This window comes from Streptomyces sp. NPDC020983 (genome assembly GCF_044333485.1).
In the GTDB taxonomy this organism is placed as follows: domain Bacteria; phylum Actinomycetota; class Actinomycetes; order Streptomycetales; family Streptomycetaceae; genus Actinacidiphila.
The window spans coordinates 1-20,443 of the sequence record NZ_JBIRRA010000022.1 but is presented as its reverse complement, the minus strand read 5'-3'; the positions used below and the strand labels follow the sequence as shown (position 1 = coordinate 20,443).

The 20,443-nt window shown below is 75.5% G+C and carries 15 protein-coding genes; 8 read left to right on the top strand and 7 right to left on the bottom strand.

What is annotated here, in order from left to right:
* Positions 1 to 336 precede the first annotated feature (336 nt).
* Entirely contained in the window at positions 337 to 1,206 is an 870-nt protein-coding gene (locus tag ACH4SE_RS34020) for an IclR family transcriptional regulator (protein ID WP_398547428.1), read from the bottom strand.
* Positions 1,207 to 1,429: 223 nt separating this feature from the next.
* Here ACH4SE_RS34020 and ACH4SE_RS34015 point away from each other — a divergent pair, with 223 nt between their 5' ends.
* The 7 genes from ACH4SE_RS34015 (at position 1,430) to ACH4SE_RS33985 (ending at position 9,571) form a co-directional block, all read left to right on the top strand.
* Positions 1,430 to 2,782, top strand: coding sequence for an aspartate aminotransferase family protein (locus tag ACH4SE_RS34015; RefSeq protein ID WP_398547427.1), 1,353 nt, complete (start codon positions 1,430 to 1,432; stop codon positions 2,780 to 2,782).
* Positions 2,782 to 3,969, top strand: coding sequence for a mandelate racemase/muconate lactonizing enzyme family protein (locus ACH4SE_RS34010; protein ID WP_398547426.1), 1,188 nt, complete (start codon positions 2,782 to 2,784; stop codon positions 3,967 to 3,969). The genes ACH4SE_RS34015 and ACH4SE_RS34010 overlap by 1 nt, the downstream gene beginning before the upstream one ends.
* A complete protein-coding gene (locus tag ACH4SE_RS34005; protein ID WP_398547425.1) occupies positions 3,966 to 4,814 on the top strand; it encodes an amidohydrolase family protein in 849 nt (282 codons plus the stop codon). The genes ACH4SE_RS34010 and ACH4SE_RS34005 overlap by 4 nt, the downstream gene beginning before the upstream one ends.
* Complete coding sequence (locus tag ACH4SE_RS34000) at positions 4,811 to 5,677, top strand: SDR family NAD(P)-dependent oxidoreductase (protein WP_398547424.1); 867 nt, start codon at positions 4,811 to 4,813, stop codon at positions 5,675 to 5,677. Before ACH4SE_RS34005 ends, ACH4SE_RS34000 begins: the two co-directional genes overlap by 4 nt.
* Positions 5,674 to 7,893: a peptidase C14 gene (locus ACH4SE_RS33995; RefSeq protein ID WP_398547423.1), complete on the top strand. Its 2,220-nt coding sequence runs from the start codon at positions 5,674 to 5,676 to the stop codon at positions 7,891 to 7,893. Before ACH4SE_RS34000 ends, ACH4SE_RS33995 begins: the two co-directional genes overlap by 4 nt.
* Before the next feature lie 109 nt (positions 7,894 to 8,002).
* Complete coding sequence (locus ACH4SE_RS33990) at positions 8,003 to 8,959, top strand: GNAT family N-acetyltransferase (protein ID WP_398547422.1); 957 nt, start codon at positions 8,003 to 8,005, stop codon at positions 8,957 to 8,959.
* 78 nt (positions 8,960 to 9,037) lie between these two features.
* Positions 9,038 to 9,571 (top strand): hypothetical protein, encoded by a 534-nt coding sequence (locus ACH4SE_RS33985; RefSeq protein WP_398547421.1) that lies wholly within the window; start codon positions 9,038 to 9,040, stop codon positions 9,569 to 9,571.
* A gap of 45 nt (positions 9,572 to 9,616) precedes the next feature.
* Here the strand turns inward: ACH4SE_RS33985 and ACH4SE_RS33980 are convergent, their stop codons facing one another.
* From ACH4SE_RS33980 to ACH4SE_RS33965, 4 genes are all read right to left on the bottom strand, one after another.
* Positions 9,617 to 12,592 carry a hypothetical protein gene (locus ACH4SE_RS33980; RefSeq protein WP_398547420.1) on the bottom strand — a complete coding sequence of 992 codons (2,976 nt, stop codon included), beginning with the start codon at positions 12,590 to 12,592 and terminating at the stop codon, positions 9,617 to 9,619.
* Positions 12,593 to 12,594: 2 nt separating this feature from the next.
* Positions 12,595 to 14,433, bottom strand: coding sequence for an HSP90 family protein (locus ACH4SE_RS33975; protein ID WP_398547419.1), 1,839 nt, complete (start codon positions 14,431 to 14,433; stop codon positions 12,595 to 12,597).
* Between the two features lie 98 nt (positions 14,434 to 14,531).
* Positions 14,532 to 15,527 (bottom strand): hypothetical protein, encoded by a 996-nt coding sequence (locus ACH4SE_RS33970; RefSeq protein ID WP_398547469.1) that lies wholly within the window; start codon positions 15,525 to 15,527, stop codon positions 14,532 to 14,534.
* Between the two features lie 199 nt (positions 15,528 to 15,726).
* Entirely contained in the window at positions 15,727 to 16,608 is an 882-nt protein-coding gene (locus tag ACH4SE_RS33965) for an alpha/beta fold hydrolase (RefSeq protein ID WP_398547418.1), read from the bottom strand.
* Positions 16,609 to 16,675: 67 nt separating this feature from the next.
* On the opposite strand from ACH4SE_RS33965, the gene ACH4SE_RS33960 reads away from it, so the two are divergent.
* A complete protein-coding gene (locus ACH4SE_RS33960) occupies positions 16,676 to 17,191 on the top strand; it encodes a GNAT family N-acetyltransferase (RefSeq protein WP_398547417.1) in 516 nt (171 codons plus the stop codon).
* 9 nt (positions 17,192 to 17,200) lie between these two features.
* Here the strand turns inward: ACH4SE_RS33960 and ACH4SE_RS33955 are convergent, their stop codons facing one another.
* Positions 17,201 to 19,045, bottom strand: a complete 1,845-nt coding sequence (locus ACH4SE_RS33955; protein WP_398547416.1) for a protein kinase family protein — start codon at positions 19,043 to 19,045, stop codon at positions 17,201 to 17,203.
* A gap of 84 nt (positions 19,046 to 19,129) precedes the next feature.
* Positions 19,130 to 20,104: a prolyl aminopeptidase gene (gene pip / locus ACH4SE_RS33950; protein ID WP_398547415.1), complete on the bottom strand. Its 975-nt coding sequence runs from the start codon at positions 20,102 to 20,104 to the stop codon at positions 19,130 to 19,132.
* Between the last annotated feature and the right edge of the window lie 339 nt (positions 20,105 to 20,443).

Genomic DNA, 20,443 nt, shown 5'->3' with positions numbered 1-20,443 from the left:
CCACGGTGCCGGTCGCGGCGGCCAGCAGGCCGCCGATGCCGCCGGCGCGCAGCAGGCTGCGGCGGGAGGAGTCGGGGCGCGGACCGGGGGTGGTGCGGGCCGGGCTGTCGGTGCCCGGCACGGAGCCAGGGGTGGGGTTCACGGGGGGTGCCTCCGCCTTCGGTGGGCCTAAGGGCGAGGACGAATCCCGTGACGCTTGTCGTCGGACGGATGGCCGTACCGGCCGGGTGCGGGGCAAAAGCGCTGACCAGAGGCAGGGTGCGAGCGCGGCACCGGTCGATGAGCGGAGACGTTAGGCCTGCTTGCGCGCTCCGGTCAAGCCCCTCCGCCGGCCGATCACGCTCCGGCGGGGGGCGCGGCGGGGGTGCCGAAGCCGAGGCTGCGGCTGATGTGGTCGGCCACATCCCTTACCTGCAGGCCCAGTTCGCGGAAGCGCCAGCCGGGCAGGTCGAGCTTCAGGCCGGTGATGCTGATCGCGCCCGCGCAGTCGCCGCGGTGGTCCCGGACGACGCTGCCGATGCAGAAGATCCCGTCGGCGTCCTCCTCGTCGTCCAGCGCGTAGCCGGTGGCGCGGACGTCGGCGAGGTGCTGGAAGAGCGTGGCCTCGTCGGTGATGGTGCGCGAGGTGCGGCGCGGCAGTCCGGTGCGGGCGACCAGCTCGCGGGCCTGCGGCTCGGGCATCGCCGCCAGCAGGGCCTTGCCGATGCCGGTGCAGTGCGGCAGCTCGCGGGCCCCCATCCGCAGGTCGAGGCGCAGGCCGCTGCGGGTGTCGACCTGGTCGATGATGACCGCCTGGCCGTCCTGCGGTACGGCGACCCGGGAGGCCATGCCGGTGGCCGCGGTGAGCTCGACCAGCAGTGGGCGTGCGACGTCGCGCAGCGAGACCTGGGCCTGGGCGCGGTCGCCCAGCCGGGCCAGGGCCATGCCGAGGCGGTAGCGGCGGTTCATGCCCTCGCCCTCGTCGGCGACGAGGCCGTAGTGGCGCAGCGTCTGGAGCAGGCCGAAGGCGGCGCTCTTGGAGACCGCGGCCCGCTGGGCGACCTCAGTGACGCTCAGTCCGCCCCCCGGACCGCCGGCGGCCAGCACCTCCAGCACTTCCGCGGCGCGGGCGACCGTCTTGACCAGGTACTTCGGGTCCGGCTCCGGACCTCGTACGGGACCGTCACCGAACCCGCTCTGGGGCGCGTTCGCACCACTGTTCTGCATATCAAAACACTTTAGCACTCAACACCCCTTGACCGGCGCGGTTTCGCGGATCTAGGATCCGTACTGTTCTGATATTCGGAACAGTGTTCTTGAAAATCGTTTCTGCATCGTCTCAGTACCGCAGCGAACGATTCCTGCGACGACTTGCCGGGCGGATGGCCCCGCGGTCCGGGCCGGGCAGGGCCCAGACCGTCACCCACAGCATCGACGCGAGGAGCACCACATGACGCTCGCCGAGCGGGCCCGCCAGGTGATACCGGGCGGAGTCAACAGCGGCCAGCGCAGCATTCCCGGCCTCACCGGTCTGGTCGTCACGCGCACCGAGGGCTCCCGGTTCTGGGACGCGGAAGGCCGGGAGTTCACCGACTACCACGCCGCCTTCGGGCCGCCGCTGCTCGGCCACAACGACCCCGACGTCGCGGCCGCGACCGCCGCGGCCGGCCGCCGCCTGGGCCTGGCCGGCGTGGCCGTCACCGAGGGCGAGGTCCTGCTCGCCGAGCAGCTCGTGGAGCTGATCCCCTCCGTGGAGCAGGTGCTGCTCACCAGCACCGGCAGCGAGGCCACCTTCCACGCCCTGCGGCTGGCCCGCGCGGTGACCGGCCGGCGGCTGGTCGTCAAGTTCCAGGGCTGCTACCACGGCTGGCACGACGCGGTGAGCCTCAACGTCATCTCCGCGCCCGACCGGGTCGGACGGCACGACCCCACGTCCACCGGGATCCTGCCCGAGGTGCTGGACGCCACGCTGGTGCTGCGCTTCAACGACCCGGCCGGGGTGCGGCAGGCGTTCGCCGAGCACGGCGCCGACATCGCCGCGGTCATCGTCGAGCCGGTCCCGCACAACGTCGGGGCGCTCCTGCCCACCGGCGAGTTCCTGCGCACCCTGCGCGAGGAGTGCACCCGGGCCGGCAGCGTCCTGGTCTTCGACGAGGTCATCACCGGCTTCCGGCACGCCCTCGGCGGCTACCAGTCGATCGCCGGCGTCACCCCCGACCTCACCACCCTCGGCAAGGCCATCGCCAACGGCGCCCCGCTCGGCGCGCTGGGCGGACGGGCCGACCTCATGCAGCACTTCAGCAGCCGCCCCGGCGGCCCGGTCTTCTTCGCCGGCACCTACAACGGCCACCCGGCCACCGTCGCCGCCGCGCTCGCGACCCTGCGCAAGCTGCGCGAGGAGCCCGTGCACGAGCACGTCTTCCGCCTCGGCGACCGGGTGCGCACCGAACTCGGCGCGCTCTACCGGCGGCTGGACGTGCCCGCGGTCGTCACCGGCTACGGCTCGGTCTTCGTCAGCTACTTCATGCCGGGACCGGCGCCGCTCACGTACGACGACCTGCTCGCCAACGACACCGCGCTCTTCGTCGGCTACCGCCGCAACCTCGTCGACCACGGCATCTTCGAGCTGCCGCTCAACCTCAAGCGCAGCCACCTGTCCTACGCCCACACCGACGACGACGTGGACCGGCTGCTCGCCGCCACCGAGGCCGCCGTCACCCGCACGCTGCGCGAGGGCGCCCCCGGCGACCTGGCGCACACCAGCACCATGGGCGGCGCCGCCGCGGAAGGGGCGGCGCGCTGATGCTGACCGTCGACACCACCCGCCCGGTCGGCCCCGCGGGCCGCATCAGCCGCGTGGAGACCCTCCAACTGGGCACCGCCTGGCGCGACTTCGGTTACGTCCGGATCCACACCGACGAGGGCCTGACCGGCATCGGCGAGATCACCCACCCTTACCGGGTGGACGAGACGTGCCGGCTGACCGAGGCCATGGCCCACCGCCACCTGCTGGGCGCCGACCCCTTCGACGTCGAGGAGATCTGGCTGCGGATGTACCAGGGCGACTTCCTGCGCGGCGGCGACGTCGGCGGAGTCGTCGTCTCGGGGGTCGACCAGGCCCTGTACGACATCATGGGCAAGGCGCTCGGCGTGCCCGCCTACCGGCTGACCGGCGGTGCCGTCCGGGACCGCGTCCGGGTCTACGCCAACGGCTGGTACACCGGCGAGCGCGTCCCGGAGGAGTTCGCCGCCAAGGCGAAGGAGGCCGTGGCCAGGGGCTTCTCGGCGCTGAAGTTCGACCCCTTCGGCGCGGGCCTGCACGAGCTGGAGCGCCCCGAGCTGAAGCGCTCGCTGGCACTCGTGGAGGCCGTGCGCGAGGCGGTCGGGCCGGACGTCGACCTGTTCATCGAGGGCCACGCCCGCTTCGGCACCGCGACCGCCCGCCGGCTGGTGCACGAACTGGCGCCGTACGACATCGGCTGGTTCGAGGAGCCGATGCCCTGGACGCACATCGAGCGTTACGCCGAGCTGCGCCGTGTCGCGCCCTTCCCGATCTCCGGCGGCGAGCACTTCCACAACCGCTACGAGTACAAGCAGCTCTTCGCCACCGAAGCGGTGGACATCGTGCAGCCCGACCTGTCCATGGCCGGCGGTTTCACCGAGCTGCGGAAGATCGCCGCGCAGGCCGACGCGCACGGCATGCTCGTCGCCCCGCACAACTCCAACTCGCCGCTGTGCACCACGGTGTCGGCGCACGCGGTGCTCGGCCTGACCAACCTGAAGATCCTGGAGACCTTCGACGCGCTCCTGGAGCCGTACGTCTTCGACGCGCTGCGCGGCGTGCTGCCCGTCCAGGACGGGTACGTGCCGCTGCCGACCGCGCCGGGGCTGGGCGTCGAGCTGGTGGACGAGGTCTTCGAGGAGCACCCGCCGAGCCACCGCTTCTGGAACATGTTCGCGGACGGCTGGGAGAAGAGGAACCGCACATGATCACCGACGTGCACTCCCATCTCTTCCGGCACAGCCACGACTTCGACGACACCTTCCGCGCCGAGTCCGCCCGCGCCCACGCCGGCGAGGTCGACCTCACCGTGCGCTACGAGGACTACGCGGCCACCGCCCCCGGGGGCACCCGCACGATCGTCGTCGGCGGCAAGGCCCGCCGCAGCGGCCTGTGGGTCGACGACGCCGCCGTGGCCGCGTACGTGGCGCAGCACCCCGACCGGCTGATCGGCTACCTCTCACTCGACCCGACGCAGCCCGGCTGGCAGGACGAGATGCGGTACGGCCACCAGGAACTGGGCCTGCGCGGCATCAAACTCATGCCGATGTACGCCGGGTTCGCGCCCGCCGACGAGGCCTACGACGAGCTGTACGCCTACGCCGAGCGCAACGGCCTGCCGCTGCTGGTCCACACCGGCACCACCTTCGTCTCCCAGGCGCCGCTGGAGTACGCCATGCCGCGGCACCTGGACTGGGTGGCCATGCGCCACCCCGAGCTGCGGATGGTGCTCGCGCACCTCAGCCACCCCTTCGAGGGCGAGTGCATCGCCGTCGTCCGCAAGCACCGGCACGTCTACGCCGACGTCAGCGCCCTGCACTACCGGCCCTTCCAGCTGTGGCACAGCCTGCGCCTGGTGCAGGACTACGGGGTGTGGGACAAGCTGCTGTTCGGCAGCGACTACCCCTTCACGACCGTCGACGACTCGGTCGAGGGCCTGCGCCGTATCGCCCGCATCCCCGGCATCCCCGGCCTGGACCCGCTCGACCAGGACGCCGTGGAGGCGCTGATCCACCGCCCGTCGCTCGAACTCCTCGGCCTGGAGCAGGGATGAGCCCGCACGGGCCGGGCGCACGCGGCAGCTTCGACCTCACCGGCCGCACCGCGCTGGTCACCGGCGCCGCCGGCGGCCTCGGCCGGGCCTTCGCCGTCGCGCTCGCGCGGGCCGGCGCCGACCTGGTGCTCACCGACCTGCCGGGTGCGGCGGGTCTGGCGGAGACGGCGGAGCTGGTCCGCGGCCTCGGCCGCCGCGCGCACGTGGACGCGCAGGACCTCGCCGACACCGGGGCGCTGCACGGCTTCGCCGACCGGGTACGGGCCGCGGCCGGGCCGCTGCACATCCTCGTCAACAACGCGGGCACCGCGGCCCTGGAGCGCTTCAACGAGATCACCCTTGAGAGCTGGCACCGCGTCATGCGGGTCAACCTCGACGCGGTGTTCTTCCTCACCCAGCGCGTCGCCGAGCACATGGTCGCGGACGCGGTGCCCGGCCGCATCGTGTCCGTCACCTCCAAGAACGCCCTGGTCGCGGAGGCGGGCCTGGCCCACTACAACGCCTCCAAGGCCGCCGTCGACCTGCTCACCCAGACCCTCGCGATCGAACTGGCCCCGCACGGCATCACCGTCAACAGCCTCGCACCCGGCATGGTCGAGACCCCCATCGACGGCGAATTCCCCTTCGACCGGGAGGCGTTCGAGGCCGCCTACCGGGCGCGCATCCCGCTCGGCCGCTACGCGAGCCCCGAGGAGTGCACGGGCGCGCTGCTGCTGCTCGCGAGCGACGAGGGCGCCTACCTGACGGGGAGCCGGATCGTCGTGGACGGCGGAGTGCTCGCCGACCAGATGCCCCGCACCGCCTTCATGCCCCCTTACCGCAGCTCGCTGCGGCCTCCGACGAAGGACGGCACCACACCATGACGTCACCTGCCGGCTTCACCGGCCCGCCCGCCGCCGCGGGCCCCACCAGCCGCAGACACCTGCTGCGGGCCGGCGGCCTGGGCGCCGCGGCCCTCGCCGGCGGCACCCTCGCCGCGACCCCGGCCGCCGCCGCGGACGGCGACGGCCAGGGCGGCAAGGGCGCGTCCGCGCCGCTCGCCGTCCCCACCGTCGCGGCGCTGCTGGGGCTCGCCTCCGCGCCGCTGCGCGACGGCGCCCTCGCCGTCGTCGCCGGCTACCGCACGCCGGGGGACGGCGGCGGCATGCTGACCCGCTGGGACGCCCGGTCGACGGCCGAGGCCAACGGCGGCACCGTGCTGCGGCCCGCCGACCGCCCCGCCCGCGGCCGCTGGCTGCGGGTGCACGAGGGCGTCCTGGACTTCCGGGGCTTCGGCCACTTCGACGCCTCCGCCCCCGCCGACGACGCGCTCGACGCGATGGTGAACGACCCGTCCGTGCACCGCGTCGAGGCCCACACCGACCTGCTCTTCCGGCGCCGCCACACCTACCACCGCTCCCACCTCGTCCTCGACTTCGGCGGGCGCACCGTCCACACCGGCGGCATCGAGCGCAACACCCACGACAACCCGTTCGGCGCCGTGCTGTTCTTCCAGGGCACCGTCACCTCCGACACCGTGAGCCACGAACTCCCCGCCGAGGTCATCGAGCGCACCGACGCCTTCCCGGTGCCCGACTCCCGGGCCTTCCGGGTCGGCCAGTGGTGGGCGGTGCAGAGCGACGAGGTCGCGGGCGGCGGCAGCGACGAGCGCGAGCTGCAGAAGATGGTCGAGGTCACCGAGATCGTCGACGGCACGCACATACGCGTCGGCTACCTCAACGGCTGGCCGCTCGCCGCCGGCCGCACCGTGACCTGGCGCCGGGTCGAGCCCGTCGTCGGGGTCGAGGTGCACGACATGGCCTTCCTCGGCGCCGGCCAGGACACCGGAGCCGTCGACGACGAGTACACCGGCTCGCACCCGGTGGCCTACGAGTACGCCGTCGACTGCCACGTCTCCGGCATCCAGGCCACCGGCACCTTCTGGCCGGTGATCATGCGCCGCTGGTGCACCCGCTACCGCACCACCGGCTGCGGCCTGAAGAACCCGCCCACGGTGATGTACGGCGGCGCGGGCTACCTCACCCAGCAGATCTACTGCCTCTACGGCCACGTCGCCGACTGCACCACCAGCAACGTCCGGCACCTCAACGACCTGACGGCGTCCGCCTACTGCCAGGTCGTCAACTGCCACGGCGACGGCGACGACGAGGGCGGCAACCCCTTCACCACGCACGGCCAGTACGAGCACGACCTGCTCTTCGACGGCAACTCCGGCCTCATGGACATCGCCAACTCCGGCGCCCAGTGGGGAAACGCCGCCAAGCGCATCACCGTGCGCAACCACGTCTGCTCGTGGTTCACGGCCAACACCCTCATCACCGACCTCACGCTGGAGAACGTGCACGTCGTCCCGCGGCCCACCTTCGACCCCTCCGGGACGCTGGTGGTCAACGCCGACGGCGCCCAGCTCCGCGGCTGCACCGCCTCGCTGTTCGCCGTGGCCCAGCGCTCCGCGCGCTCCGCGCGGCCGACGACCGTCACCGACTGCGCCTTCGACCTCCCCGCCGGGCAGGTGCTCGTGCAGACCCCGGTCACCACGCCCGTGCACTTCGTGCGGACGACCTTCAAGGGCCTCGACGGCGCGGTGCTGCGCGGCAGCGGACCGGTCCGCTTCACCGACTGCACGCTCGTCGGTGCCCCCGGGGCGGCGCCGGTCTCGGTCGGCGCCGCCGAGGTCGTGGTCGACGGCGGCAGCCTCACGAACACCGGCATCGCACTCAGCGCCGTACGCGACCAGCGGCTCGCGGTCGGCGGCGACGCCGTCCTGAGCGGCACCAACTCCGCGGGGGCGCTGCTCTCCCGGGCCGCCGGAGGCACCGCAACCGTCACCTGGGACCTCGGCCCCCTGCGCAGCACCGCCGCCGGCGACACCGCGCACGTCCGCGTCACGGACGGCACCAACCGCTACACCGCGGTCGGCGCCCGCCTCACCGGCGGCCGGCTGGCCCTCGCCGCCGCGGCCTTCACCGGTGCCTCCTCCCTGCTGCACACCTCCTGCACCGAGGAGGACGTCACCCGGGAGGGACTGCCGCCGGACGGCGCGCGGGTCAGCGCCGCCACCGGCAACCTGGTGCTCTGAGCCGCAACCCCGCCGAAGCCGGAGCCGGAGCCGGGGCCGCTCAGCAGCGGAGAACCAGAGCACCCGAGAAGCAGAGCACCACAGGAGAAGAGAAGGGGAAGGCCGCCGCATGCCGCGCTACCGCACCGCCACCCCGGCGGACGAACCGGCCCTGCACGCCCTGTGGGCGGCGGCCTTCCCGGACAGCGCCGGCACCGTCGCGCTGCTGTGGGGCCGGGACCCCGGCCGGCACGCCCGCACGTTCCTCGCCGAGGACGGCGGGCGGCCGGTGTCCGTGCTCCACTACCAGCCGCGCCCGATCCGCTCGGCCACCGGCGCCCCGCAGCGCGTCGGCTGCCTCGGCAGCGTCGCCACGCACCCCGACGCGCGCGGCCGCGGGCACGTCCGCCGCCTGCTCACCGCGGTGACCGAGGCGATGACGGCGGACGCGTGCGCCTGGTCGCTGCTGTTCACCGGCACCCCCGACGTCTACCGCGGCGCCGGCTGGCACTCCTTCACCGCCCCGGTCCTGACCGGCCCGCTCGCCGCACCGCGGCCCGGTGACGCCGGTGTGGCCGTGCGGCGGGCCACCCCCGCCGACGTGCCGGCCCTGCGGGCGCTGCGCGACGCATTCGACGCCACCCGGCCGCTCACCACCGTGCGCAGCGCGGCGGACTGGCGACGGCGGATCCCGGTCTGGTACGGCCCCCCGGCGGCGATCCTGCTCGCGCAGGAGACCACGGGCGGCGGGGAGGGCGCGGTGCTGGGGTTCGTCGCGGTGCGCCCGGACGGTCCCGCCGGAGCCGCGGTCGCGGAGATCGCCCTGGCCCGCGGCCGGGAGCCGGAAGCCGCCGCGGCCCTGCTGCGCGCCGCCGCCGGCCACGCCCGGGCCGGGGGTGCGAGGGCGGCGAGCGTCCACCTGCCCGCGGAGCCCGCCGTCGTGGCCGCGCTGCCGTGGCTGCTCGCCGACGCCACGGCGGGCACCACCGCCTACGGCATGGCGCGTCCGCTGCTCGCCTCCCCGGCCGAGGTGGCGGCGACGGTCACCGCGCCGGGGGCCGTCCACTGGTACGGCGATTCCTTCTGACGGGCCCCGGCCGCCGGACGGTGCGGCTAGGGTCCTGCCGTGGACGAACTGAGCTTCAGGGGGAAGGACCGGTATCGGATGGGGTGGCCCCACGGTGCCGGTGCGGGGACGGTTCTCCTGGCCGAGGCGGCCGGGGCGTACTCCCAACTGGGATGGGCGGGAGTGTGCTGGCTGTGCGGCGGGACGCTGCTGATCGTCGCCGTCTGCGCCTTCATGGCCAAGCGCTGCACGACCGGCGTCGGGGCGGACGGGATAACCGTCAGCTGGGGCTTCGGGGACGGGCGGACGTACCCCTGGCACGACATCCGCTGGCTCTACGTCTACCGGGGCAACGGCGGGCAGCTCGACGGGCGCACGGCCCGGATGGTCCTCGCGGACGGGCGGCACCGCTCGCTCCCGGCGCTCGCGACGAGCAGCGCCTACCCCGGCTCCACCTTCGACAGCGACTTCCGCCGTGTCGTCCGGTGGTGGGAGGCGAGCACCGACCCGGCCGAGCGGTTCCTGCCGCCGCCCACGCTGCGGCAGCGGATACCCCCGCAGTGGTGGGGCGTGATCGCCACCCTGGTCGTCACGGCCGGCCTCGTCGTCGGGGTCGTGGTGACCAACGCGTGACCGGCGCGGGTGCCGGGCGGCCGCCGCCCGGCACCCGCGACCGTCTCAGCCCTCGTCGCGCAGGCTGGAGGCCAGCGACTTCAGCGGCGCCGCCGCCTCCTCGTGGCCCAGCTCCGTCAGGCGGGCGATCGCCGGGTCGAGCGAGCGCAGGGCCTTCTCGGGGCGCTTGAGGTAGGCGCCCTCCACGACCCCCTTCAGACGCACCGCCTCCGCCCACTCCCCGGCGATCGCCGGGTCCTCGCCGGGCGCGCCGAGGTGGAGCAGCGATTCCTCCAGGGCCGCGAGCGACTCCTCGTACCGCCCGGCGTAGGCGTTGACGCGCCCGTGCTCGTACGCCAGCGCGGCGTCCAGCGGGCGGCCCTCGGCCTGGTAGCCCTCCGAGCGGGCCTCGTCGGCGATCCGGGCGGCGTCGGCGAGCACGGCGCGGGCGTCGTCGAGGCCGTCCGGACCCTGCTGCTGGGCCTGGAGCCGGGCGACCTCCCGCAGGCAGCCGCTCAGCTGCTCGTAGCGCGGCGCCGACGCGTGCGCGGCGAGCGCCTGGCCGAGCGCCTCGCGGGCGCGGGCGAACTCGCCCGTCTCGGCGAGCAGTACGGCCGTCTCCGCGGCGATCATCGCGTGCGAGCCCGGGTCGTCCTCCCACGCCGCCGACTCCGCGGCCAGCTCCAGGAATTCGGCCAGCGCCGCCTTGGTGTCGTCACCGGCGCGCAGCGCCCGCGCCCGGGTCAGGCGCAGCTGGGCGACCAGCCGGTCGTCCAACTCCCGGGAGGTGACGTCCGGTTCGGCGAGCAGCGAGTCCAGCAGCGCGATGCAGTCCTCGACGCGGCCCATCTCCAGGCCCAGCCGGGCCGCGTTGCTGTACGTGCAGAAGGCGTCCACCCGGCTGCCGTGCCGCATGTCCACCTCCGCCGAGCGCGTCAGGTGGCGCAGCGCCTCGTCGTGGCGGCCCAGCCCCATGCAGGCCCGGGCCAGCTCGCCGTGCAGGGTCCCGGAGTAGGCGGTGTAGGCCGGCCACCGGCGGGCCTCCCGCAGCGCCTCCGACAGGTGCGCGTGGGCCGCTTCCGCGTCGCGCAGGCCCAGGCGGATGCGGCCGCGCAGGCCCAGCGCGTGCGGCAGGTGCCAGTCGGGCCCCTCCGCCCGCAGCCGGGCCAGCAGCCCGTCCAGTTCGCGCTCGGCCGTGGCGAGGTCGCCGCCGATCGCGTACGTGCTGGCGCGCAGCAGCAGCGCCCGGCAGACCTGGCCGGGCAGGTCGTGCGCGGCGGCGAAGTCGTGCAGCAGCCCGACCTCGGCGAAAGCGGCCGCGGTGTGCTCCTGCGTCGGCTGGGCCTCCAGCCGCATCCCCAGCGCGGTCGACCGCAGCCGCAGCAGCCGGGCCTCCTGGTGGGGCGCGAGACCGGGCGCTTCGGCCTGGAGGCGGGTCAGCGCGGCGTGGGCCGCGGTCATCGCGGCGGCCCTCGCCTCGGCCGCGGCCTCCTGGGACGGCGGGTCCGCCGGGTCCCGGTCCTCCGCGGGCCCGGGTGCCTCCGCGGCCGCGAGCAGCGCGCAGGCGCGGGCCACCGCGGCGTGCGCGGGCAGCCCGGCCTCTGCGTAGAGCTCCGCGGACTCCGTGTAGCGCGCGGCGGCCCCGGCCAGGTCGTCCTTCTCGCGGGCCGCGGCGCCCTCCTCGTCCAGCAGGTCCGCGCGCAGCTGTGCGAGCGGGCCCACGGCCGGGTCCTCGGGGTGGACGTAGCCGGGCCCGGCCACGAGCTCCGCGAGCCGCGCCCAGCACGCCTCCGCGTCGGGGTGGCCCACCTCGTCCAGCTCCCGGGCCCGCAGGACGAGGCCGGTGACCGACTCGGGCAGCGCGGCCGCCGCCGGCCGGGGCGCGGCGGCGGGGGAAGTCGCCGGCGCCACGTCGTCGAGGGTGCGCGGGCGCAGCGTCAGTTCCAGCGACTCCAGCAGCGGGGCGCGCTCCAGCCGGATCCTGCGGCGGTCGGTGTGCGCCGGCGTGCCGTTGCGGGCGTCGAAGCGGGCGGCCAGGTCGTCGGCGCGGCCCGCCACCTCGGCACGCAGGGCGGCGACCGTCCACGTCCGGCCGGGGAAGCCGGCCGCGGGCAGTTCTCCGTGGCCCAGCGACTCCACGCGCTGGAGCAGCACCTCCACGCCGGTGAGGAAGGCGAGCATGTCGCTCGGCGAATCCACCTCGGAGAACAGCGTGCGGTTCTCGGCGAGCAGTTCGAGGCCGCGCGCCTCGTTGCCGGTCAGCGCGCAGAACTCCAGGTGCCGGCCGACGTCCGGCGCCATCGACGGGTTGCGGCGGCAGCCGCGGTAGCCGAACAGGTGCGCCTCGCGGGCGTCGTCCGTACGGCCGGTGCGGACCAGCGGCAGCAGGGCGTGGGAGATCGAGGTGGCGGGCTCCTCCTGGCAGGACTCCTTGCCCGTCAGCACCGGGTGCCAGATGTCGAGCGCGCGCTCGTCGTCGCCCGCGGCGAGGTGGTGGAGGGCGCGGCCGCGGATCTCGCACGCCTCGCAGTCGCTGTACTGGGTGCGCGCCCGCCCCGCCCACAGCTCGTACGCCAGCGCGGTGGCCTCGGCGCTCTCGCCGACGTGCGCGGCCAGGTGGTAGGCCTGCCCGTAGTACGGCTGGAGTCCGAGACCCGCCTTCTCGTACCGGTCGCGCATCTCCGCCAGCCACTGGCGCAGGCTGGTCAGCGGCATCTCGGGCACCGAGAGCAGGGCGCCCGCCACCCACTTGAAACGCCAGTACATGTGGTGCCGCAGCCGCTCGTCGAAGACGTCCGGCTGCTCGTCGAAGAGCTGGAGCAGCCGCGCGAAGACGACGGGCGACTTGCGGGGCTCCGAGCCGTACGTGTACGCCTCCTGGAGTTCGAGCAGTGCGTCGACGAGCGGGGCGGGCTCGGCGAACTGCTCGGCCGCGTCGACCAGTTCCTCGGCGATGACGGTACGGGCACGGCCGTAGGGGCGCTCGTCGTTCTCCTGGAGCGCCGCGTACAGCTCGTCGGTGGTCTGGGGTGCGGTCGGCATCGTCAGCTGTCCTTGCGGAGGGCGTGGGCGAGGAGGCCGAGGAAGGAGCGGTTGATCAGGCTCGACTCGGCGGGCCGCAGCGGGCGCCGGGACAGCAGCGCGGCCTGCCCGTAGAGGGCTTCGGCGCTGGTGCGGGCCAGCTCCGGCTCGGTGATGGCGACGGCCGCGCGCACCAGGGGGTTGAGCTGGTTCAGGATCAGCTGGGCCTTGGGGGCCTCCTGGCGCAGCGCGCCGAGGATGTCGCCCCACAGGCCGCCGTCCTGCTCGCGGGCGAGCTGGGAGCGGGTGCGCTCGTGCCGCGCCTCGCGGCTGTCGAGCAGCAGCGCGGGCGCGGAGGCCGGCTGGAAGGTGCGCAGCGCCACGTCGCAGTCGAAGACGGCGAGCGCGTCGCGGGCCAGCGTGAGGTAGGAGGCGGCGGACAGCTCCGTCTCCCGGTCCACCGGGTCCAGGTGCGCGGTGAGCGTCGCCGGGTCCAGGTCGGCGACGCTCGCCTCCGGCCGGATCTCCGGCAGCCGGTGCACGAGCGCCCGGTCGTAGGTGTAGCCGCCGTTGACGACACCGAGGCCGGCCGCCGAGGCGATCGCCGCGACCTGCCGGAACTCCTCCACGCTGGAGGTCACCAGCACGGTGGCGTGGGTACGGGCGAACTCGTCGAGCGTCGTGTGGCCGTCGGTGGTCTCGAACGGCAGCCAGGGCAGCAGCATCCGCAGGATCTCGTCGTCGTGCACCGCGAGCGACTTGACCGCCAGGTGGTGGGCCTGGAGGAAGCGGCCCAGCAGCTCCGGGTCGCTCGCCGCGGCCCGCGCCATCCACGCGCGCAGCCGCTCGGCGAGCGCGTCCCGTACGGCCGCGAGCGTGTCGTCCTCGTACAGCGACTCGCGCGACGCCGTGGGGCGCAGACTCTCGGCGTCCACGACGCAGCGGACGAAGAAGGCCCACTCCGGGAGGATCTCCTCGGCCTGCTCCGACAGCAGCATCCCCTTGACGTGCACCCGGTGGCCGTGCCGCCGCCCGGCGGGCACCGCCTCCGGCAGCACGCACGCGATGCCCTTCAGGCCCACCGCCGGGAGGTCCAGCTCGATCGTGTCCAGCGGAGTGAAGCCGAAGACGTCCGCGCCGTACGCGGCGAGTGCGCGCTGCCGGGCGCCCGGCGTCGGGTAGGACCTCGCCCAGGGCGCGGGCTCGGGGTTGACGGGTGCGGGCTCGCCGCCGTCCGAGAAGGTGACCGGGTGCCGCAGCAGGGAGCCGAAGTGCCGGGCCAGCGACCGGACCTCGGCCGGCCTGGTCCATTCGCCGGTGTCGGTGCGCGGGGTCAGCGACACCGTCGTGCCCGGCTGCGGGCGGGCGGAGGCGGGCAGGGTGCGCACCGAGTAGCTGCCGTCGCCCCGCCCGCGCCACTCCACGGCGGGCGCGTCGGGCGTACGGGCGGAGCGGCTGACGACGAGGATCTCGTCCGCGACCAGGAAGCAGGACAGCAGGCCGATGCCGAACTGGCCGATGAAGTCGGCCCGCTGCTCGGCGATCCGCTCGGCCCGCTTGCTGCTGCGGCCGATCGTGGCCAGGAAGGCGTGCACGTCCGCCTCGGTGAGGCCGACGCCGTCGTCCTCGACGCGGACCACCGAGCCGTCGGCGTACAGCCGGATACCGAAGGCGTCCGCGGGCGCGCCGGGTTCGAGGGCGCGCCGGGCGGTCAGCGCGTCCACCGCGTTCTGGAGCAGTTCGCGCAGGTAGACCCGGGGGCTGGAGTAGAGGTGGTGGGACAGGAGGTCGACGAGGCCGCGCAGATCCACCTGGAAGGTGCGGTCGGCGGCGCCGGCGTTCGCGGTGTCGTGCTGGGTCATCGGGCAGTCCGGAAGTCAGGGAGCGGGCAGGGCGGAAGGGGCCGGGGGAGTGGCGGCGGTGCGGGAGGGGCGGCGGTGCGCACGCGGCGGGCCGGGCCTCAGGCGCGGCTCTGGTAGCGGGCGAACTGCGCGGCCGGGTCCGGCAGGTAGTCCCAGGGCCGCCGCGTGTACGCGCCGTCGAGCGCCTGGAAGACGCGGCGGGCCGTGGGGCCCTCGCCGGCCAGCGACAGCGCCATCGCGAACAGGTTGAACTCGTACTGCCAGCCAGGCCGGCGCTCGTACCCGGGGTGCAGCACACTGCACTCGGCCGCCTCGCGCAGCTCGTCGCGGACCGCGGGGCGGTCGAGGCGGTCCGTGCCCTCCGCCTCCACCCAGTCCTCGATGTGCGCGAAGGCGATGACGCAGCCCAGCCGCTGCCCCAGCGGGGCGCGCGCGAACGCGTCCCGCGCGAAGGCCAGCGCCTCGCCGGGCTCGCCGCCCCACCGCGTCTGCAGCTGCGTCACCCACTCCAGATGGGTCTCCAGATCCAGCGGGTCGCGGCGCAGCGCGGCATCCCGCCGCGCCTCGCCCACCGGGCGGCCCAGTGACATGCCGCGCCCGGACATCAGGAGGCGGCGCCACGGGGCGATCCACTCCGGCCGCAGTTCGGCGGCCCGCAGCAGCTGCTCCTCGGCGACGGTCAGCCGCTCGCGGAAGGTCCGCCACTGCTCCTGCGACACCTGCGAGGCCGCGGCCCTGGTGCGGGCCTGCCAGCCCCAGCTGATGTACCGCGCGCCGGAGACCAGCAGCGCCGTCGCGCGGCCCTCGGTGCCGTCCGCCTCGTTCCCGACGGCCCCGCCGATCCACTCCTCGACGCCCTCGGTGTCCGCGATCTCGCTCAGGACGCGGTGGTCGCGGTCCAGGTCGAAGGGGGCGGCGGCCTGCCGCAGCGCCGCCCAGTCACCGGCGCGGGCGGCGGCGGTGAGGGCGAGCACGCGCGCGTCGTCCAGCCCCTGGACCTCGTGCACGCCCTTCTTCGGCCGGCGGCCGGCCGGCCGGGCGGGCGCGTCCGCCGCCCGGTCCCCCGCACCCCTGGTGAACAGCTTGCCGAACATGCCGCGCCCTCCCCTGGTCCGCGTGATCACGGGTGCAGGATAGGGGGTCCCACCGACACGGCCTCCACAGGGTTTTCACCCCGCGCCCACCGCCTCCCCGCCCCGGCGCGGCAGGACGGGGCGCGGTGCCGCCCGGCCGGTCCGCCGCGAGGGCGCCCGCCGCCCGCCGCACGGTCCTGCCGCCCTGCCGGACAGCCCGTCAGGCGGTGTGCGCCGCCAGCGCCTCGACCAGCACGGGCCACAGCTCGCGCGGCCGGTCGTGGCCCATGTCCGGGACGAGCAGCAGCTTCGCGCCCGGTACCAGCTCCGCCGTCCGCTCGCCGCCGCTGGGGGCGATGAGCGTGTCGTCCAGGCCGTGGATCACGAGCGTCGGCACGGTCAGCTTCCGCAGGGCGTCGGCCCGCGAGCCGGCGAGGACCATCGCCCCGAGCTGCCGCCCGATCCCCGCCGGGTAGTACGCACGGTCGTAGGAGCGCCCGGCGAGGTCCCGCAGCACCGCCGCGTCCCCGTACCGCCGTGACGCCCACACCAGGTCCCGCTCGGCCGCCGCGACATGGCCCTCGCGGTCGGCGGGCCGGCCGCGGAAGAGGACCGCCTGCGCCTCCCGCGTCGCCTGTCCGTACTCCTGCTCACCGGTCGAGGACATCATCGAGGTCAGGGTCAGCACCCGCTCCGGGTGGGCGATCGCCATGAGCTGCGCGATCATCCCGCCCATCGAGGCCCCGACGACGTGTGCCCGCTCGATCCCCAGCGCGGTGAGCAGCCCCATCCCGTCCTCGGCCATGTCCGCCAGCGAGTACGGCACCATGGCGAGCGCCCGGTCGACGTCGCCCGAGCTGACCGCCGCGACGAAGCGCAGCAGGTCGACGGGCCGGTCGTCGAAGCGGGTGGACAGCCCGCAGTCCCGGTTGTCGTACCGGATGACGTACCGCCCGCGGTCGGCGAGCGCCTGGCAGAAGCCCTCCTCCCACGCGAGCAGTTGCGCCCCGAAGCCCATGACGAGCAGCACGGGCGGATCCCCCGGGTCCCCGAAGGTGTCGTAGGCGAGGCGTACGTCGGGCGGCACGTCGGCAATCGGCATGCCCGGATCCTGCCAGCCCGCCGGGCGGGCGCGCACACGGGATCCCGCCGCGTGGGAGGCTGCCCTCATGGGAGCGACGGACGCGCAGCACGGGGTGGCCGTACGGATCGCGGGGCAGGCCGAACGGGAGGCCGTCGGCAGGCTGTGGGTGATGTTCGGGCACGACATGTCGGAGTTCACGGGGGAACTGCCCGGCGCGGACGGGGCCTTCCGCGGCGAGCGGCTCGCGGCGGCCTTCTCCGCGGACGGCTGGGTGCCGTACCTCTTCACGTGCGCCGGGCGGCCGGCCGGCTTCGCCTTCGTGCGCGGGGTGGGCGGGGCGGCACGGGTCGTCAGCAGCTGCTTCGTCGTACGCGGTGCGCGGCGCGGAGGGATCGGACTGCGGGCCGTGCGGCAGGTCGTGGGACGGCACCCGGGGCCGTGGGAGATCCCGTTCCAGGACGCCAACGCCGGCGCGTGCGCCTTCTGGCGGCGGGTCGCCGAGGATCTCGCCCCCGGCGCGTGGCGGGAGGAGCGGCGGGCGGTGCCCGGGCGGCCGGACGTGCCGCCCGACGTCTGGATCTCCTTCGACACCTCCGTGTGACGCCGCCGTTCAGGCCGGGGCATCGGCGTACCGGGCGGGCGGGACGCGCCACAGGCAGACCGAGGTGCCCTTGGCGACGGCGAGGACCGTGCCGTCCGGACTGAACGCCGTCGCGCGGACCGCCGCCAGCGGTTCGACGGTCCAGGACGTCACCGCCCTTCCCGTCCGCGCGTCCTGCAGGGCGACCGGGCGGGTGCGGCCGCCGCTCGCGAGCAGCGTGCCGTCCCGGCTGAAGGCGAGGGCCTCGACCCGGCCCTTCGTACCGGGCCAGGCCGGCAGCGGGGCGTGCGTGGCGGCGTCGAGGACCCGGAGGCCGAACTTCTTGCCGCCCACCGCCAGGACGGTGCCGTCCGGGCTGTACGCGAGCGTCCGCACCTTGCCCCCCAGGCCCGCCACGGTCCGGATCCGCTCCGCGGACGCCAGGTCCCAGACGCGCACCTCCCGGCCGCCGCCCGCCGCGAGGGTCCGCCCGTCCGGGCCGAAGGCGATCGCGCGCACCCAGCCCGGGTGGCCGGGCAGCGTGGCCAGCTGCGCGCCGGTGGCCGGATCCCACAGCCGTACGGTCTTGTCGTCGCCCGCGGTGGCGAGCGTGCGGCCGTCCGGGCCGAAGGCGATCGCGCGGACCCAGTCGGTGTGCTCCGCCAGCGTCCTGACGGTGCGGCCGGTCGCGGCGTCCCACAGCCGTACCGTCCGGTCGTAGCCCCCGGTGGCGATCAGCGTGCCGTCCGGGCTCCAGGCCACCGCCTCGTTGGCCCCGCGGTGCCCGGTCAGTTCGGTGCAGGTGCCCCGACCGGAGGTGAGGTCCCACAGCCGGACGGTCCTGTCGCCGCCCACGCCGGCCAGGACGGTGCCCTCCGGGCCGAACGCCAGGCCGTGGACGTCGGCCGGCGTGCGCAGCAGGAACGGGCCGGGCAGCCGCGCCGTCGCCGTCGCAGCGTGGCGGAGGGCCGGGCCGGCCGCCGGCGCGTGCCCGGGCACCGCCGCCGCCACGGGGGCGGGCCCGGGCGGCGGTGCGCCGTACGGCCCCGGCGCCGGCACCAGGGCCAGCGCCTCGCGGGCGCTCGGCCGGCGCGCGGGGTCGCGGGCGAGGAGCGCGGTGAGCAGCGGCGCCAGGCGGCCCGCACGGACCGGCGGGACAAGATCGGCGGACACCGCCGCGAAGGGGTCCGCCGGGTCGAAGGGGAGGCGGCCCTCGACCGCCTGGTAGAGCGTCACGCCGAGCGCGAAGAGGTCGGCGGCCGCACCGTCCGCGGTCCCGTCGCCGTGCGCGGCCGCGACGCCCTCGGGCGCGACGTGGCCCGGCGGGCCGGTGGGCGCGCCGGGCCGTGCGGGCTCCGGGCCCCGCGAGCCGCCGGGAGCGCACACGTCCGCCAGCAGGATCCCGCCGTCCGCGGCGAGCAGCACGTTCGACGGCTTGACGCCGAGACCGGTGAGGTCGGCGGTGCGGGCCGCGTCCATCGCCGAGAGCAGCGCGCGGGCGACGTCCGCGGCGCGCGCCACCGACAGCGGGCCGTACGCGTCGAGGTGGTCGGCCAGCGAGCGGCCCTCCACCAGGTGCGACACCGTCCACGGGGTGCCGCCGCCGTCCACGACGACGTCGTGCAGCGTGACCACGTGCGGGTGCCCGCGCAGCCGCGCCGCGGCCCCCGCCCGGAGCGCGGCCCGCGCCCGCAGCTGCGCCGCGTCGGCGACGCCGTCGCCCGGTGCGGACGGCGGCAGCACGCGCTTGACGGCCACCTCCACGCGCAGCCACTCGTCATGGGCCCGCCAGGCGTTGCCCCCCGGGCCCGCCCCCAGCCTTCCCCCCAGCCGGTACCTGCCGCCGAGCACGTGCCGCTGCGCTGCGTCCGTCACCTGAGTCCCCCTCACGGCTGCCCCGAGCAGCGTACGCACCCGCCCCGCCGCGCCGGGCCCGTACGCCCGGGCCTGCGCGGCCGTTCAGGCCGGCGGCGCGGGCACCGTGCGGAAGCGGTCGGTTGCCGCCACGACGGCCTCGGTGGTGGAGCTGCCGGACAGGCCGTGGCCCTCGCCGCCGATGAGCTGCAGCTCCGCGTCCGGCCAGGCCTGCGCGAGCTGCCAGGCGACGTCCGGCGGGCTGCTGATGTCGAGCCGCCCGTGGACCAGGACACCGGGGATGCCCGCGAGCCGGTCCGCGCCGCGCAGCAGCGCGCCGTCCGGCAGGAAGCCGGCGTGCCGCCAGTAGTGCGTGACGAGGCGGGCGAAGCGCATCCGGAAGCGCGGGTCGTCGTAGCGCGGGTCGGGCCGGTGGCCCGCGTAGGTGGAGACGTGCACGTCCTCCCACCGGCACCACGCGCGCGCGGCCCGGTCCCGCACGTCCGGATCCGGGTCGGCGAGCATCCGGGCGTAGGCGGCGGCGAGGTCCCCGTCGCGCTCGTCCTCCGGCACGGTGTCGCGGAAGGCGGCCCACTCCTCGGGGAAGACCCGGCCCATGTCCCGCGTCACCCACTCCACTTCGCGCCGGGTGGTGTTCGTGACGCTGAAGAGCACCAGCCCGCTGACGCTGCCCGGGTGCTCCTCGGCGTACGCGAGTGCGAGGGTCACACCCCAGGAGCCGCCGAGCACGAGCCAGGTGCCGACGCCCAGGTGACGGCGCAGCAGCTCGATGTCGGCGATCAGGTGCTGCGTGGTGTTGACGGCGAGCGAGGTGCCCGGGTCGGCGGCGTCGGGCGTGCTGAGCCCGCAGCCGCGCTGGTCGAGGAGGACGACGCGGTAGGCCGCCGGGTCGAACAGCCGCGCCCAGTACGGCCCCGCGCCCGAGCCGGGCCCGCCGTGCAGGACGAGCGCGGGTCTGCCGGCGGGATTGCCGTACGTCTGCCAGTGGACGCGGTTGCCGTCGCCGACGTCGAGCATGCCGTGCGCGTACGGCTCGGCGGCGGGATAGAGCTGGGGCATGCGGGGCGCGCCTTCCTCGCCGGGCCAGATATGACAGTGCTGTCAGATTAGCAGCCGGGAGCGCGGCGGCGGCCGTTCGGGGCGCGGCCGGGCGGCCGGGGCCGGCGGCCCGGTCCGTGAGCCGCCGCCCGCCCCGGCGCCGGGCACCGCTTCCGGGCGCGGCACCGTACCGCCGCCCCGCGGGGCCGGGGTTCCGGGCCCGGCCCGGGGCGTTGTCGGAGGCTGCCCCCAGGGCGTGTCCGCGAAGTCCCGTCGTCCGCCCGGAGGGCGGGGCAGACGGTGTCTGGTGCGTGCGATCGCAAGGCGGAGGGTCGTCCTCGTAGTGGGCCTACTCGGACG